The sequence below is a fragment of the Burkholderia anthina genome (assembly GCF_902498995.1).
GTDB lineage: Bacteria > Pseudomonadota > Gammaproteobacteria > Burkholderiales > Burkholderiaceae > Burkholderia > Burkholderia anthina.
The window spans coordinates 82,854-95,776 of the sequence record NZ_CABVLY010000014.1; the positions used below are offsets into that span (position 1 = coordinate 82,854).

15 protein-coding genes are annotated in these 12,923 nt (G+C 64.7%); 6 read left to right on the forward strand and 9 right to left on the reverse strand.

Annotated features, from left to right (window positions below; genetic code table 11):
* Positions 1 to 159 precede the first annotated feature (159 nt).
* A complete protein-coding gene (locus BME24068_RS18745; RefSeq protein ID WP_174926983.1) occupies positions 160 to 540 on the forward strand; it encodes a nucleotide pyrophosphohydrolase in 381 nt (126 codons plus the stop codon).
* A 39-nt stretch (positions 541 to 579) separates the two neighbouring features.
* Here the strand turns inward: BME24068_RS18745 and BME24068_RS18750 are convergent, their stop codons facing one another.
* Complete coding sequence (locus tag BME24068_RS18750; RefSeq protein WP_174926984.1) at positions 580 to 1,227, reverse strand: HNH endonuclease; 648 nt, start codon at positions 1,225 to 1,227, stop codon at positions 580 to 582.
* A 165-nt stretch (positions 1,228 to 1,392) separates the two neighbouring features.
* Positions 1,393 to 2,370, reverse strand: a complete 978-nt coding sequence (locus tag BME24068_RS18755; RefSeq protein ID WP_174926985.1) for a helix-turn-helix transcriptional regulator — start codon at positions 2,368 to 2,370, stop codon at positions 1,393 to 1,395.
* Positions 2,371 to 2,481: 111 nt separating this feature from the next.
* Here BME24068_RS18755 and BME24068_RS18760 point away from each other — a divergent pair, with 111 nt between their 5' ends.
* Entirely contained in the window at positions 2,482 to 3,144 is a 663-nt protein-coding gene (locus tag BME24068_RS18760) for a glutathione S-transferase family protein (RefSeq protein WP_174926986.1), read from the forward strand.
* Between the two features lie 58 nt (positions 3,145 to 3,202).
* Here the strand turns inward: BME24068_RS18760 and moaD are convergent, their stop codons facing one another.
* From moaD to fdhD, 5 genes are all read right to left on the reverse strand, one after another.
* Entirely contained in the window at positions 3,203 to 3,460 is a 258-nt protein-coding gene (gene moaD / locus BME24068_RS18765) for a molybdopterin converting factor subunit 1 (RefSeq protein ID WP_096508822.1), read from the reverse strand.
* A gap of 70 nt (positions 3,461 to 3,530) precedes the next feature.
* Positions 3,531 to 4,094: a molybdenum cofactor biosynthesis protein MoaE gene (locus BME24068_RS18770; RefSeq protein WP_174926987.1), complete on the reverse strand. Its 564-nt coding sequence runs from the start codon at positions 4,092 to 4,094 to the stop codon at positions 3,531 to 3,533.
* A gap of 46 nt (positions 4,095 to 4,140) precedes the next feature.
* Entirely contained in the window at positions 4,141 to 5,271 is a 1,131-nt protein-coding gene (moaA, locus tag BME24068_RS18775) for a GTP 3',8-cyclase MoaA (protein ID WP_174926988.1), read from the reverse strand.
* A 184-nt stretch (positions 5,272 to 5,455) separates the two neighbouring features.
* Positions 5,456 to 6,670 carry a molybdopterin molybdotransferase MoeA gene (locus tag BME24068_RS18780; RefSeq protein WP_174926989.1) on the reverse strand — a complete coding sequence of 405 codons (1,215 nt, stop codon included), beginning with the start codon at positions 6,668 to 6,670 and terminating at the stop codon, positions 5,456 to 5,458.
* Positions 6,667 to 7,539 (reverse strand): formate dehydrogenase accessory sulfurtransferase FdhD, encoded by an 873-nt coding sequence (fdhD, locus tag BME24068_RS18785; RefSeq protein WP_174926990.1) that lies wholly within the window; start codon positions 7,537 to 7,539, stop codon positions 6,667 to 6,669. Before fdhD ends, BME24068_RS18780 begins: the two co-directional genes overlap by 4 nt.
* Positions 7,540 to 7,947: 408 nt before the next feature.
* Between fdhD and BME24068_RS18790 the strand changes: the two genes are divergently transcribed.
* The 4 genes from BME24068_RS18790 (at position 7,948) to BME24068_RS18805 (ending at position 11,887) form a co-directional block, all read left to right on the forward strand.
* Positions 7,948 to 9,348, forward strand: a complete 1,401-nt coding sequence (locus BME24068_RS18790; protein WP_174926991.1) for a cytochrome ubiquinol oxidase subunit I — start codon at positions 7,948 to 7,950, stop codon at positions 9,346 to 9,348.
* A 3-nt stretch (positions 9,349 to 9,351) separates the two neighbouring features.
* Positions 9,352 to 10,359 carry a cytochrome d ubiquinol oxidase subunit II gene (gene cydB / locus BME24068_RS18795; RefSeq protein WP_096508828.1) on the forward strand — a complete coding sequence of 336 codons (1,008 nt, stop codon included), beginning with the start codon at positions 9,352 to 9,354 and terminating at the stop codon, positions 10,357 to 10,359.
* 171 nt (positions 10,360 to 10,530) lie between these two features.
* Positions 10,531 to 11,451: a bestrophin family protein gene (locus tag BME24068_RS18800; RefSeq protein WP_174926992.1), complete on the forward strand. Its 921-nt coding sequence runs from the start codon at positions 10,531 to 10,533 to the stop codon at positions 11,449 to 11,451.
* A gap of 49 nt (positions 11,452 to 11,500) precedes the next feature.
* Entirely contained in the window at positions 11,501 to 11,887 is a 387-nt protein-coding gene (locus tag BME24068_RS18805) for a VOC family protein (protein ID WP_174926994.1), read from the forward strand.
* A gap of 33 nt (positions 11,888 to 11,920) precedes the next feature.
* On the opposite strand, the gene BME24068_RS18810 is transcribed toward BME24068_RS18805, so the two are convergent.
* Both BME24068_RS18810 and BME24068_RS18815 read right to left on the reverse strand, forming a co-directional pair.
* Positions 11,921 to 12,361, reverse strand: coding sequence for a nuclear transport factor 2 family protein (locus tag BME24068_RS18810; RefSeq protein ID WP_174926995.1), 441 nt, complete (start codon positions 12,359 to 12,361; stop codon positions 11,921 to 11,923).
* Positions 12,362 to 12,533: 172 nt separating this feature from the next.
* Positions 12,534 to 12,869 (reverse strand): DUF1493 family protein, encoded by a 336-nt coding sequence (locus tag BME24068_RS18815; RefSeq protein WP_239007992.1) that lies wholly within the window; start codon positions 12,867 to 12,869, stop codon positions 12,534 to 12,536.
* Positions 12,870 to 12,923 lie beyond the last annotated feature (54 nt).

The following is a 12,923-nucleotide window of genomic DNA, read 5'->3' on the forward strand; positions in this document are numbered from 1 at the left end:
TCCTGATAGTGTTGCTCGATCCGCTGCCTGTTCCGGTTCCTATATCATTCCGGCAGTCGGTCCTGGGTATCTGTGCTTGCAAGCAGGGCAGTAGATTTCTCATGCCCACATGCCCTCGACGGCCTCAATAGTTCCTGATATGCAGTAGGGAGTCGCTACGTGGAAAAGTCTGAGTTGCGGAATGATCTAGGGGAGTTGCGCGAACTTGTCCGGCAGTTTGTTGGTGAACGGGACTGGGACAAGTTTCACACTCCAAAGAATCTGGCTACAGCGCTTAGCGTTGAAGCAAGCGAATTGCTGGAGCCCTTTCAGTGGCTTGTTTCAGGTGAAAAGAGTGAGCTTGGCGAGGCAAACCTGATGGCCGTTCGTCACGAGATGGCTGACGTATTGGTTTATCTGGTTCGCCTCGCGGATAAGATGGATGTCGACCTTTTTCAGGCGGTGCTGGAGAAAATGGAAATCAACCGAGCGAAGTATCCTGCTGATAAAGTGAGGGGCGATTCACGAAAATATTCTGAGTATAAAAACCGAAATAAATGATTTGATGTATGAGTCGTAGAAAATCGACCACACGAATATCTATTTTCCTGTTTTGCGTTCGAGTTTCATGACAATTTCATTGTGGTAAGTAATGAAATTGGCTCCAATTTTATGTTTTTCGTGCAGCTTGATTTTTAGTGGGTCAATTGAGATGACGCCGTAATCGAGCATTACATGGTGATTGGGGCACAAAACAATAATATTTTCTGATGTGTCTGGTCCTTTGTGTGGATTTCCAAGGGGCTGTATATGATGTGCCTCGGAGTAGAAGTCTCCGCTAGGAAGTCTGATCGATTCCCCGCATATCTGGCACTTGTTTTTATGTAGAAGCTTTATTTGACGAGATAGTGCGGTGTCTCGAAGAATACGATATGTTTCCTGGTGTTGCCTTTGAGGTGTCTCGTCTCCGAGAGCGTTGATATCAGAAGCCAGTGGTGTGGGCTTCTCCATTGATCTTAGTCCCCACACTCCACCGCCAATTCCATGTACGGAAAAGAACAGATCTTTCCCGGAAAAAACCGTCGAATCTGAAGAGTTTCGCTCAATAGCTCCTCGAACAGAGGCACCCAGATCTGCTGGATGTGGTTTAGGTCGTATAGCTGCAACTCGTTCATAAATTTCAGAAAGAGGGGCAATGCCGCCTAGCTGCTCTAAGGCGAGTGCTATATCTTCGGTCCACGTTGCCATTTGATTTTTCTCGATCGATTTATTATGGATGGGATGCGAGGTGGAAATTTAACATAACGCGTGTTGTTTGTCGTTTGATATCTTTTGTCCATACCATCGAGTCGGGATATCAATCTCGTTTCGCGGGTTGTTAGCTTGCAGGACCCCGGGAGATCATGCTGTCCACTATACATCCGGCTCATACAGATCTTTCAGCGCTTCCACTTGAGCCCTCAACGCATCCACGAGCTCCCGCGGCCCCAGCACCTTCACCTCCGCACCAAACCCCAGCAGCTTTCTCGCACCGTGCTCGATCGATTCGATCGGCATCAGGTATTCCTTCCATCCTGGCGGCACCGCGGCGCGCCCGGCCTGCTCCACGACCGGCGCGATCTTGATCCGCGCATTGACCAGCCAGTTCTCCCCGCGCGCCGACACCGCGACATGCGCGGTCAACCGATAAAGCTCCGTCTCGTACCGGCTCATCGCATCCCGCCAGTGCTTTGCCAGATCGAACCGCGCGGGCCGCTTGAACCGGCGGCGCGATGCGCCGAGCTCGCGGATATTCGCAAGCCGAAAAGTCAGCGGATCGCGCTTGCCCGCAATCTTCGCCACCACGTACCAAGCACCGCCCTTGAGCACCAGCCCGAGCGGATCGAGTGCGCGACGCGATACGCCGCGCCAGCTTTCGTACGTCACGTCGATCCGATGCGAATTCCACACCGCATCGGCCACTTCACGCAGAAATGCCGGCGTTTCCTGCGCCCGATACCAGTCGACGGTATCGACGTGCAATCGGCTGGCGACGCGATCCGCATGTTCGCGCGAGTCCGGCGGCAGGCTGGCGATCATCTTCAGTCGTGCGGATGTGGCGATCCCGTCCAGCCCGAGTTCTCCCGCCGGCCCCGGCAAACCCGCGAGGATCAGCGCGTGCGCTTCCTGCTCGGTGAGCCCGGTGAGATCGGTGCGCCAGCCATCCCGCAACTGAAAGCCGCCGTTGCGGCCGCGATCGCCCCAGATCGGCACGCCGGCCGTCGACAACTGGTCGATATCGCGCAGGATCGTCCGCTCGGACACCTCCAGCGCCTCGGCCAGCGCCGGCGCGGTCATGCGTCCGCGCGCCTGCAGCATCATCATGATCGACAACAGGCGGCTGGCTTTCATGTGCGGCACCTTGCTCCGAATATATGACACGGGTTGTCATGTTAACGGACCTATTATCTGTCGCATTCCCTGCGTCCGGGGCTTGAAGCGACATCCATGGAGGCGCGACAGATGAAAATCATGACCGGCCCGTTGAGCATGTTCGGCGCGAAAGTCGAGATCGCAGCGCACGAGAAGGGTATCGCATTCGAGCGCGTGATGGTGTCGTTCAGCCAGCAGCGCGGCTACGAACCGAGGCATCCGGACGTCGTACGCATCAACCCGAAGCGTCAGATACCGGTGCTGATCGATGGCGAACTGGAGATATTCGATTCGACGCAGATCTTCGAGTATCTCGAAGACCGCACGCCCGATCCCGCGTTATGGCCCGCGCAGCCGAAGGCGCGCGCGGTTGCGCGTCAGCTCGAACATTGCAGCGATGAAGTCTATTTTCCGCACGTGATCCGGTTGATGGGCCTGGAGGACACACCGGACCATCCGGCGGCGCAGGCCGCGCGCGACGAAGCAGCGCAATACTATCGACGGATGGAACGCGTGCTGGCGGATCGGGCGTTTCTCGCGGAAACCTATTCGTACGCGGACATCGCGTTTTACATGGCGCAGTTGTTCGGCGCGCGCAAGGGCGCGCCGATGACGGCGGAGACGCCGAACCTGCTGGCCTGGCGAGAACGGATGACCGCGCGTCCGGCCGTGCGAAAAGTGGCCGGCGCGATGGCCGGTTATCTGGCCTCGATCGACCATCCCGTCCCGGGCTTTCTTCGCGGGCTGTACTAGCTGTCCGCGATGCTTGGCGCAGCAGGCAACCTGCCGGCCGCCGCCCGATGCGAGCGAATCACCCGCCCGTCACCGGCGGAAAGAACGCCACCTCGCTGTCCTCCCGCACGACGAACCCGCCCGTCACCATCTCGAGATTGACGGCCGCGCGCACGGGGCGGTCCATCCGCAGCGCTTCCCCGCTGCGCGCGTCGCGCGCGGCGAGCGTGCCGCGCAACGCGTCGACGGTGAGTTCCCGCGCGTCGATCTCGACGATTTCCTCGTCGGTATGCAACTGTTCGCGAATGCTCGCAAAGTATTTGATCGTCAGTTTCATGGCGAAGTCCGGAGCCCGATCGACGGAGTCGGAGAAAGCGGCGCAAGCCGAAGGAACACGGCCGGCACGTTCAGCCCCATCGCCGCATCGCCTGATCGTCGTGCGCCTTCGGCTCGACCCAGCCGGCCACGCCGTCGTGCCGGATCTCCTTCTTCCAGAACGGCGCGTGCGTCTTCAGGAAGTCCATCAGAAACTCGCACGCGTCGAACGCCGATGCGCGATGCGCGGCGGCCACCACGACGATGACTACCGCGTGACCGAGCGGAATGCGCCCGACGCGGTGCACGATCTTCACCGCTTCGAGCCGCCAGCGCGCGCTGGCTTCCTCGACGATGCTCCAGAGCGCCTGCTCGGTCATCGTCGGGTAGTGCTCGACTTCGAGTGCGATCACATCGTCGACGTCGCCTTCGTTGCGCACGACGCCGAGGAAGTTCACGACCGCGCCGACATTCGGATTGCGAACGATCGGCGCGAGCTCGGCGCCGGCGTCGATCGCGGCATGCTGCACGCGCACTTCGAAGCCGGCGGCAATCGACGGCGACAGTTCGGTGTGCGGGTCAGCGAAATCGGGAGGGCTGCCGGCACGCGACGGATCGTCGGGTGGCGCGGCACGGGATTCGGTGAAACTCGTCATGACGATTCTCCAGTAGGCGGTGCGTCGCGCTTCGCACGGCAGCCCGTCAGCCGCCGACGAGCGACATGCGCACGGTCGGATAGGTCTTGCCCGACGGCCGGGCCGCACGCGCGGCCCGCCGCTCGGAATAACGATCGTCGCGCTGCATCCATCGATCGCGCACGGCAGCGGCGAGGCGGTCGATCGGCGCGGCTTCGTCGAGCCACGGCCGCAGGTTGGTGCCCTGCGTCGCGAACAGGCACGTGTACAGCTGGCCGTCGGCCGATACGCGAGCGCGCGAACACGTGCCGCAGAACGGATGCGACACGCTCGCGATGAAACCGACTTCGCCCGCGCCGTCGATGTGCCGGCAGCGGATCGCGGTAGCGTCGTGCGCGGGCTCGCCGACGAGCACGAGCGGATAGCGTGCTTCGATCAGCGCGCGCATCCGCGCGGCCGGCACGACCGTGTCGCCCGACCACCGGTGTGCGCCGCCGACGTCCATGTATTCGATGAAGCGCACGGCCACCCCGCTATGACGGAAATGGCGCACGAGCGGCAGGATCTGGTTGTCGTTCGCGCCGCGCTCGATCACCGCGTTGACCTTCACCGGTGCAAGCCCGGCCGCCTGCGCGGCGTCGATGCCGGCCAGCACGCGCGCGACGGGTACGTCGGCGTCGCTCATTCTGCGGAACACGGCGTCGTCGATCGCATCGAGGCTCACGGTCACGCGCGTCAGGCCCGCGTCGCGCAGCGAGCGCGCTTTCGCGGCGAGCAGCGAGCCGTTGGTCGTCAGCGCGATTTCGACGGGCTTGCCGTCGACGGTGTTCAGCGTCGCGAGCCGCTCGATCAGCGCTTCGAGATTGCGGCGCAGCAACGGCTCGCCGCCGGTGAGGCGGATCTTTTCGACGCCGAGCGAGACGAACGCACGCGCGATCTTCTCCAGTTGCGCGAACGACAGCCGCTCGGACGACGGCATGAACGCATAGTCCGTGCCGAAGCTGTCGCGCGGCATGCAGTAGCCGCAACGGAAATTGCACTGATCGATGACGGACAGCCGCAAATCGCGCAGCGGCCGCTCGAGCGTGTCGAGCGCGCGGGAGAAGGTGCCGGGCGCACTGCCGCCGGATGAAGCGGAAGCGGCGGCGGCCGGTGCGGCGGAAACGATGGCATTCACGATCGGTGCGTCTGCCTGCATGAAGTGAGCGGGGTGGCGTCGCCGATCGGCCGCGATTGCGTCGACATGTCGGCGCACAGGTCGTGGCGAGCCTCATCGTGAGAATAGTCCGCCGGAATTTCCCGGCAGAGACACAATCCCGCGCGAAATGCAGGAATACAGTTCGTGCTCCTGCGTGCGCGGCGAGCAGGCAGCGTGCGGCGATTCATGCGAGCCAGTGCGCGAAATCGTAATACGGCACCGCGTCGCCGCGCGCGATGCGCCGGCCCGCCGGCAGCCGCGCGAGCCCGCTCGCCTGCACGAGCGACTGCAGCGTGCCGGCGCCTTGCTGGCGCAGCGTGTCGAGCACGGGCGCGCCGCCGGAACCGATGCTGCGGCGCACGCGCACGAAGCGTTCGCGTTGCGGATCCGGCTCGACGTCGATGTCGATCGGCAGCGACGGTACGTCCGGCACGCAATCGTCGCGCCCCTGCAGGCGGCGGATCAGCGGCGCGACGAACAGCGCGAACGCGATCATCGCGGCGCCCGGATTGCCGGGCAGCAGCACGACGGGCCGCGCGTCGAGCCGCGCGAGCGCCACGGGCTTGCCGGGCTTCATCCGCACGCCCGATACGACGAACGATGCGCCGAGCGCGGTCAGCGCGGGGCGCAGCAGATCCTTGTCGCCGACCGACGCGCCGCCGACGCATACGACCATGTCGCAGCGCGCGGCCAGCCCGCACAGCGCCTGATCGACCGCGGCCGCGGTGTCGGCCGCGTGCTCGTTCGCCGCGACGAGGGCGCCGGTGCCCGCGACCAGCGCGGCGAGCATCGGTGCATTGCTGTTGTAGATCTGCTGCGGCGCACGCGGCTGGCCGCACGGGACGAGCTCGTCGCCGGTCGTCAGGATGCCGACCCGCAGCGGCGCGCGCACGTCGATGCGCGCGCAACCCTGTGCCGCGGCGACGCCCACATGCATCGCGCCGAGCCGCACGCCGGCCGGCATCAGCAGATCGCCGGCGCGGACTTCCTCGCCGCGGCGCCGGATATGCGATCCGCTGCGCTGCGGTGCATCGAACGCGACCCAGCCGTCGTTCTCGCGCGCGTGTTCCTGCATCACGACGGTGTCGGCGCCGGGCGGAATCACGCTGCCGGTGAAGATGCGCGCGGCCGTGCGCGGCGCGAGCGGTGCCGGCGTGTCGCCCGCATAGCAGCGCTGGGCGACGCGCAGCGGCTCGCCGTGCGCGAGATCCGCGTGGCGCACGGCGTAGCCGTCCATCGCGCTCTGGTCGGCCGGCGGCTGGTCGAGCGCGGCGGTGAGCGGCGCGGCGAGTACCTGGCCGGCGGCTTGCGCGACCGGCATGGAGACGGTCGTTTGCAGCGGCGCGAACGTGCCGGCGAAATGCCGTTGGGCGGTATCGAAATCGGTCAGGGGTTTCATCGAGCGGTGAGCGCACGCGGTTGTGCATGCGTCGGTTCGGGTGACGGGAGCGCGTCGGGCGACACGTATTCGACGAAGCCGTCGTTGCGGCAGAAACCGAGCAGCCGCACGCCGGCCTCGCGCGCGACGTCGATCGCGAGCGACGTCGGCGCCGAGATCGTCGCGATCATCGGGATGCCGACCCGTGCCGCCTTGCGCACGAGCTCGTAGCTCGCGCGGCTCGACAGGAACACGAAGCCCGCGCGCAGATCGGCGCGCCGCCGCGCGAGCCGGCCGATCAGCTTGTCGAGCGCGTTGTGGCGGCCGGCATCCTCGAAGACGTCGAGCACGGTACCGTCGCGGTCGCACCATGCGGCCGCGTGGATGCCGCCGGTCGCGCGCATCAGGATCTGCTGCTCCGGCAGCGCGCGTGCGGCACGCGCGACGGCGTCGGCGCCGATGCCCGCCGCCGCGCCGGCCGCCGCGATGCGCGGCGGATGCAGGTCGAGCTGCGCGATGCTTTCGATTCCGCAGACGCCGCAGCCGGTGCGGCCGGCCAGCGCGCGCCGGTGCGCCTTCAGCGCCATGAACGCCTGTTGCGACACGGTGAGCCGCACTTCGGCGCTGCCGGGCCGGCATTCGCTTTCGATGTCGAAGACGTCGGACGCGCGCTCGACGATGCCTTCGCTCAGCGCGAAGCCGAGCCCGAACGCGTCGAGATCGATCGGCGTCGCCATCATCACCGTGTGCGCGATGCCGTTGAACACGAGTGCAACCGGCGTCTCGTCGACGACGCGATCGACGGTGTCCCGCGCGTCGCCGGCGCGATGGCGCGTCACCTGACACGCGCTGCTGCCGGCGGGCTCGTCGGGGCGGTTGCCGGGTTCCATGCGGTTTTCTCCAGGGGATCGGCAGGCGCGTGCGCCGGCCGGCGGGAACGGATTCTGCCGGGGCGGGGCGCGACGTCGCGCTCGTTTGCCATCGGCAGGCTTCGGGACGATGGTACGAGCGTGCGGCCATGCCGCGGATATACAGCGTTGCACTGCGCAAAGCAGTACAGCTGACGGCCTTGCGGCGCCGAAATGTGTTTTCCGTACACACATCTCCGGCCCCCGGAAAAGCACAGTTTCAGCGCACGTTTGCGCGATTGCGAGTATCGTCGGAAACGCGATATCGTCATTCACGCTTCGTTGCCGTGCACTGTGCGATCCGTCCGTGTTTGCACGTGCCGCCGCGAAGCCGTCGCGCGATTTCCTGCTTCGAGCTGACGTCCTCACAACCACGAGCAAATTACGGTCATGGAAATCTTCGATGCGTTCCATCTCGCCCGGTTGCAATTCGCGTTCACGGTGTCGTTCCACATCGTGTTTCCCGCGATCAGCATCGGCATGGCGAGCTTCCTGGCGGTGCTGGAATGGCGCTATCTCGTCACCGGCGACGCCGCCTACAAATCCATGTTCCAGTTCTGGTCGAAGATCTTCGCGATCGGCTTCGGGATGGGCGTCGTCTCCGGCGTCGTGATGGCCTACGAGTTCGGCACGAACTGGGCGGGCTTCTCGCGCGTCGCGGGCAACATCACCGGCCCGCTGCTGACTTACGAAGTACTGACGGCGTTCTTCCTGGAAGCCGGCTTTCTCGGCGTGATGCTGTTCGGCTGGCAGCGCGTGAGTCCGCGCGCGCACTTCTTCGCGACGCTGATGGTCGCGGTCGGCACGCTGATCTCGACGTTCTGGATCCTCGCGTCGAACAGCTTCATGCAGACGCCGCAAGGCTACAAGATCGAGAACGGCCTCGTCGTGCCGGTCGACTGGTTCAAGATCATCTTCAACCCGTCGTTTCCGTACCGCCTCGTGCACATGACGATCGCGGCGTTCATCGTCGCGGGCTTCATCGTCGCCGCGTGCGGCGCATGGCACCTGCTGAAGGGGCGCCGCGACGAGCCGGTGAAGCGCAGCTTCTCGATGGCGCTGTGGATGCTGCTGCTGCTCGCGCCGATCCAGATCGCCGTCGGTGACGCGCACGGCCTGAACACGCGCGAATACCAGCCGGCGAAGATCGCCGCGATCGAAGGGCTGTGGGAAACCGAGAAGGGCGGCACCGCGCTGAACCTCGTCGGCTTGCCCGACATGCAGGCCGAAACGACGCGCTATGCGATCCAGGTGCCGCACCTCGGCAGCCTGATCCTCACGCACAGCTGGGACGGCGAGATTCGCGGGCTGAAGGAATTCCCGCCGCAGGACCGCCCGTATTCGCCGATCGTGTTCTGGACGTTCCGCATCATGGCCGGCCTCGGGATGCTGATGCTGCTCACCGCGTTGCTCGGGCTGCTGCTCAGAAAGGGCGGACGTTTGTATGAAACGCGCTGGTTCCAGTGGTTCGTCGTGTGCATGGGGCCGTCGGGCATCGTCGCGCTGCTGGCCGGCTGGATCACGACCGAGGTCGGGCGGCAGCCGTGGACGGTGTACGGCGTGCTGCGTACCGTCGACTCGGTCGCGCCGCTCAGCGCGCAGCAGGTCGGCGTGTCGCTGCTGATCTTCGTGATCGTGTATTTCCTGGTGTTCGGAACGGGTATCTACTACATGCTGAAACTGATGAAGCGCGGGCCGGCCGCGCACGCCGGGTATATCGAGATGCACCGGCATCCGGGGCTGCGCAAGAGCGCGCTGTCCACGCCGCTGAACGTCACCGAAGCGGAGTAAGCCATGCAGATCGATCTTCCTGTCGTGTGGGCCGCGATCATCGGCCTCGGCGTGTTCATCTACGTGATGCTGGACGGCTTCGACCTCGGCATCGGCCTGCTGTTTCCGTTCTTCGATGCAAAGGCCGAACGCGAAGTCATGCTCAATACCGTCGCGCCGGTGTGGGACGGCAACGAGACCTTTCTCGTGCTCGGCGGCGCGGGCCTCTATGGCGCGTTCCCGGTCGTGTATTCGACGCTGCTGCCCGCGAACTACTTGCCGCTGGTGCTGATGCTGGTCGGCCTGATCTTCCGCGGTGCGGCGTTCGAGCTGCGCGCGAAAGCCACCCGCACGCAGCACATGTGGGACCTCGCGTTCATCGGCGGCTCGGCGCTCGCCGCGTTCTGCCAGGGGATCGTGCTCGGTTCGCTGCTGCAGGGCATCAAGGTCGAGAACAACCAGTTCGCGGGCGGGCCGTTCGACTGGCTGTCGCCGTTCAGCCTGCTCTGCGGGATCGGCGTGCTCGTCACCTATGCGACGCTCGGCTGCGGCTGGCTGATCCTGAAGGTCGACGGCGAGCTGCAGCGCAAGATGCGGCTTCTGATGAAGCCGCTCACGGGCGTGCTGCTGGCCGTGATGGGCGTGGTCAGCCTGTGGACCGTGATCGGCCTGCCGGCCGTCGCGCATCGCTGGTTCGGCAGCGGCAATCTCGGCTGGTTCCTGCCGGTGCCGGTGCTCGTCGTCGCATGCGTGTGGGGCATCTTCCACACGGTGAAGCAGCGGCACGAGGCGACGCCGTTCCTGCTGACGCTCGCGATCGTGTTTCTCGGCTACACGGGGCTCGTGATCAGCATCTGGCCGAACATCGTGCCGCCGTCGCTGACGATCTGGGATGCGTCGTCGAGCCATTCGAGCCAGCTGTTCGCGCTCGTCGGCACCGTGATCGTGCTGCCGATCATCCTCGTGTACAACGCGATGCAGTACCGCGTGTTCCGCGGCAAGGTGCGCGAGGGCGACGCGGGCTATCACTGACCGGTGCGCCCGGCGACGGGCACGGCCGGTGCGGGCGTATCATCACGCGCAGTGCCGTGCATCCCGTCGTCAGGCCGGGTATCGACGCGACAGCGGCCCGCCACGCGCGGGCCGTTTCGCATCGGGCGCGCCGTTTGTATTGCGTATTCCTTGGGCAGTCGAGACAAGATCATGATCGTCAGACCACGACAAAACTGGCTCAGGATGCTGTTCGTGTGGAACGGCTCGGTGCTGCAATCGATCATTCCGCAACTCGTGTTCATGGCGATCGTCAGCACGCTGGCGGTGTTCACGAACGGGCGCATCTTCGGCGAGAAGATTCCGCTCAATACCGCGCCGTTCACGCTGTTCGGCCTCGCGCTCGCGATCTTCCTCGCGTTTCGCAACAACGCGAGCTTCGAACGGTTCAAGGAGGCGCGGCATCTGTGGGGCAACCTGCTGATCGCGGCGCGCACCGTCACGTCGCAACTGCAGCGCTACTTGCCCGACAGCGTCGGCGAAGCCGAACGCAACCGGCTCGCCGATCTGCTGATCGCGTTCACGTATGCGCTGAAGCACGAGCTTCGCCATACCGATGCGTCGGAAGACCTGCAGCGCATCCTCGGCGCCGAACGTGCCGCCGCGTTCGCGAACAAGCGCTACCAGCCGGTCGCGATTCTCGACGCGTTGCGCGGCGGCATCGTGCGCGCGCTCGGTCGCGCACCCGGCAGCGAAGCCACGTGCTGGATGTTCGATGCGCAACTCGTCGAGCTGGGCAAGTCGGTGGGCGGCTGCGAGCGGATTCTGACGACGCCGATTCCGTTCTCGTACAGCGTGCTGCTGCACCGTACCGTGTATGCGTACTGCGTGCTGCTGCCGTTCGGTCTCGTCGATTCGACGGAGTTCTTTACGCCGCTGATCTGCGTGTTCATCTCGTACACGCTGATCGCGCTCGAAGCGATCGCGAACGAGGTCGCGGAGCCGTTCGGTCTCGCGCCGAATGCGCTGGCGCTCGATGCGATGACGCGCACGGTCGAGCGGTCGGTGCTGGAGCTCGGCGATCGCGCGATGCCGGAGGAGTTCGTGCCGGCGTCGACGTATCAGATCACGTAAGCGGAACAGCAACGCGCGCGGCGGCGCGCATCATCCGGAAGAGGAACGAATGCGTATCTATGTGACGAGCATTTTCGTCGACGATCAGGACAAGGCGCTGGCGTTTTATACCGGCACGCTCGGCTTCAGGCTGAAGAACAACGTGCCGGTGGGCGCGTTTCGCTGGCTGACGGTGGTGTCGAAGGACCAGCCGGACGGCACCGAACTGCTGCTCGAGCCGAGCCATCATCGCGCGGCGGGGCCTTACAAACAGGCGCTCTACGAGGACGGCATTCCTGCGGCCTCGTTCCAGGTCGACGATCTCGACGCGGAATTCGCGCGCCTCGACGCGCTCGGTGTGCGCTTCACGCTGGCGCCGATGGATGCGGGGCCGGTGCGCGTCGCGGTGCTCGACGATACGTGCGGGAACCTCGTGCAGCTGATGCAGATGAAGTGATGCGGCGCGAACGCGCGGCGGGCGATGCGTGTTTCAGTGCGCCGCGACCGGCGGCGCGGTCTGCATCCAGCTGCGCTCCTGCATGCGGCGCTGGATCCGCCACCCGCATTCGCTTCTGACCAGCAGGTCGCGATACCACAGCCCGACGAAGCAGACGCGATCGTCGCCGGCATCGTCGGCCGACACCATCATCACCTGGCCGGCCGTGCGCGCGGTGGCCGCATCGCCGTCGACGATCAGCAGCGATGTCGAGATCGTGTGCTGCGTGCTGCGCATCGACGCCGTCACCCGTTTCAGGTAGGCCGCGATGTCCGCGCGGTTGCCGACGGGGCCGCCGAACGCCGCGTAGTCGAGCATCGCGTTGCCGGCGAAGAGTCGCTCGAATTCGTGCCAGTCGCGCCGGTCGACGGCGTGGCAGTAGCGCGTCAGCAGATCGTGGATCTCGAGACGGTCGATCATTTCCTGTGGCGTCATGATGGCGTGAGGGAGCGTGGATGACGGGGAAACGATAGCGGGCGGAAGGGGAGGCGGCATCGGCGGGTTGGACTAAGGGCGCACGCGGATCGCGGCCGGTTGCGCGCATCGGCGAGGTTGGAGGTGAATGCCCGGAAACGGATTGCGGGCGGCACGGAATGCCCGTGAACGGCTACTGCTCGATCGCCTCGGTGTCCCAGGTTCCAAGCAATATGGCTCGGTGCAGCATACCGACGGTCAATGCGTGTCGCTTGAACGTATGGGGTTTTCCGAGGAGATATTTTCTCAGGACGTGATACAGGAACCCTTCGCCTTCCATCAGGAAGTAGCGTCCGAAGTCGTAGTCGCCACGGGCTACGTCGAACCGCGCGAAAAAACGCGCCATGAAGATGTCGGCGTCGTCTCCGGTTTGCCCCAGGTCGTCCGATATCGACGTCTCACCCGTCATCCGGCGGGTGTCTGGTACGGCGGCTTCCTGGCGAACGAACGCTTCCAGCGCGCGCCACATGTGACTATCGTCCATTACAGAATCGCCGTCGTTGTCGTTGACGGGCCAATCTAA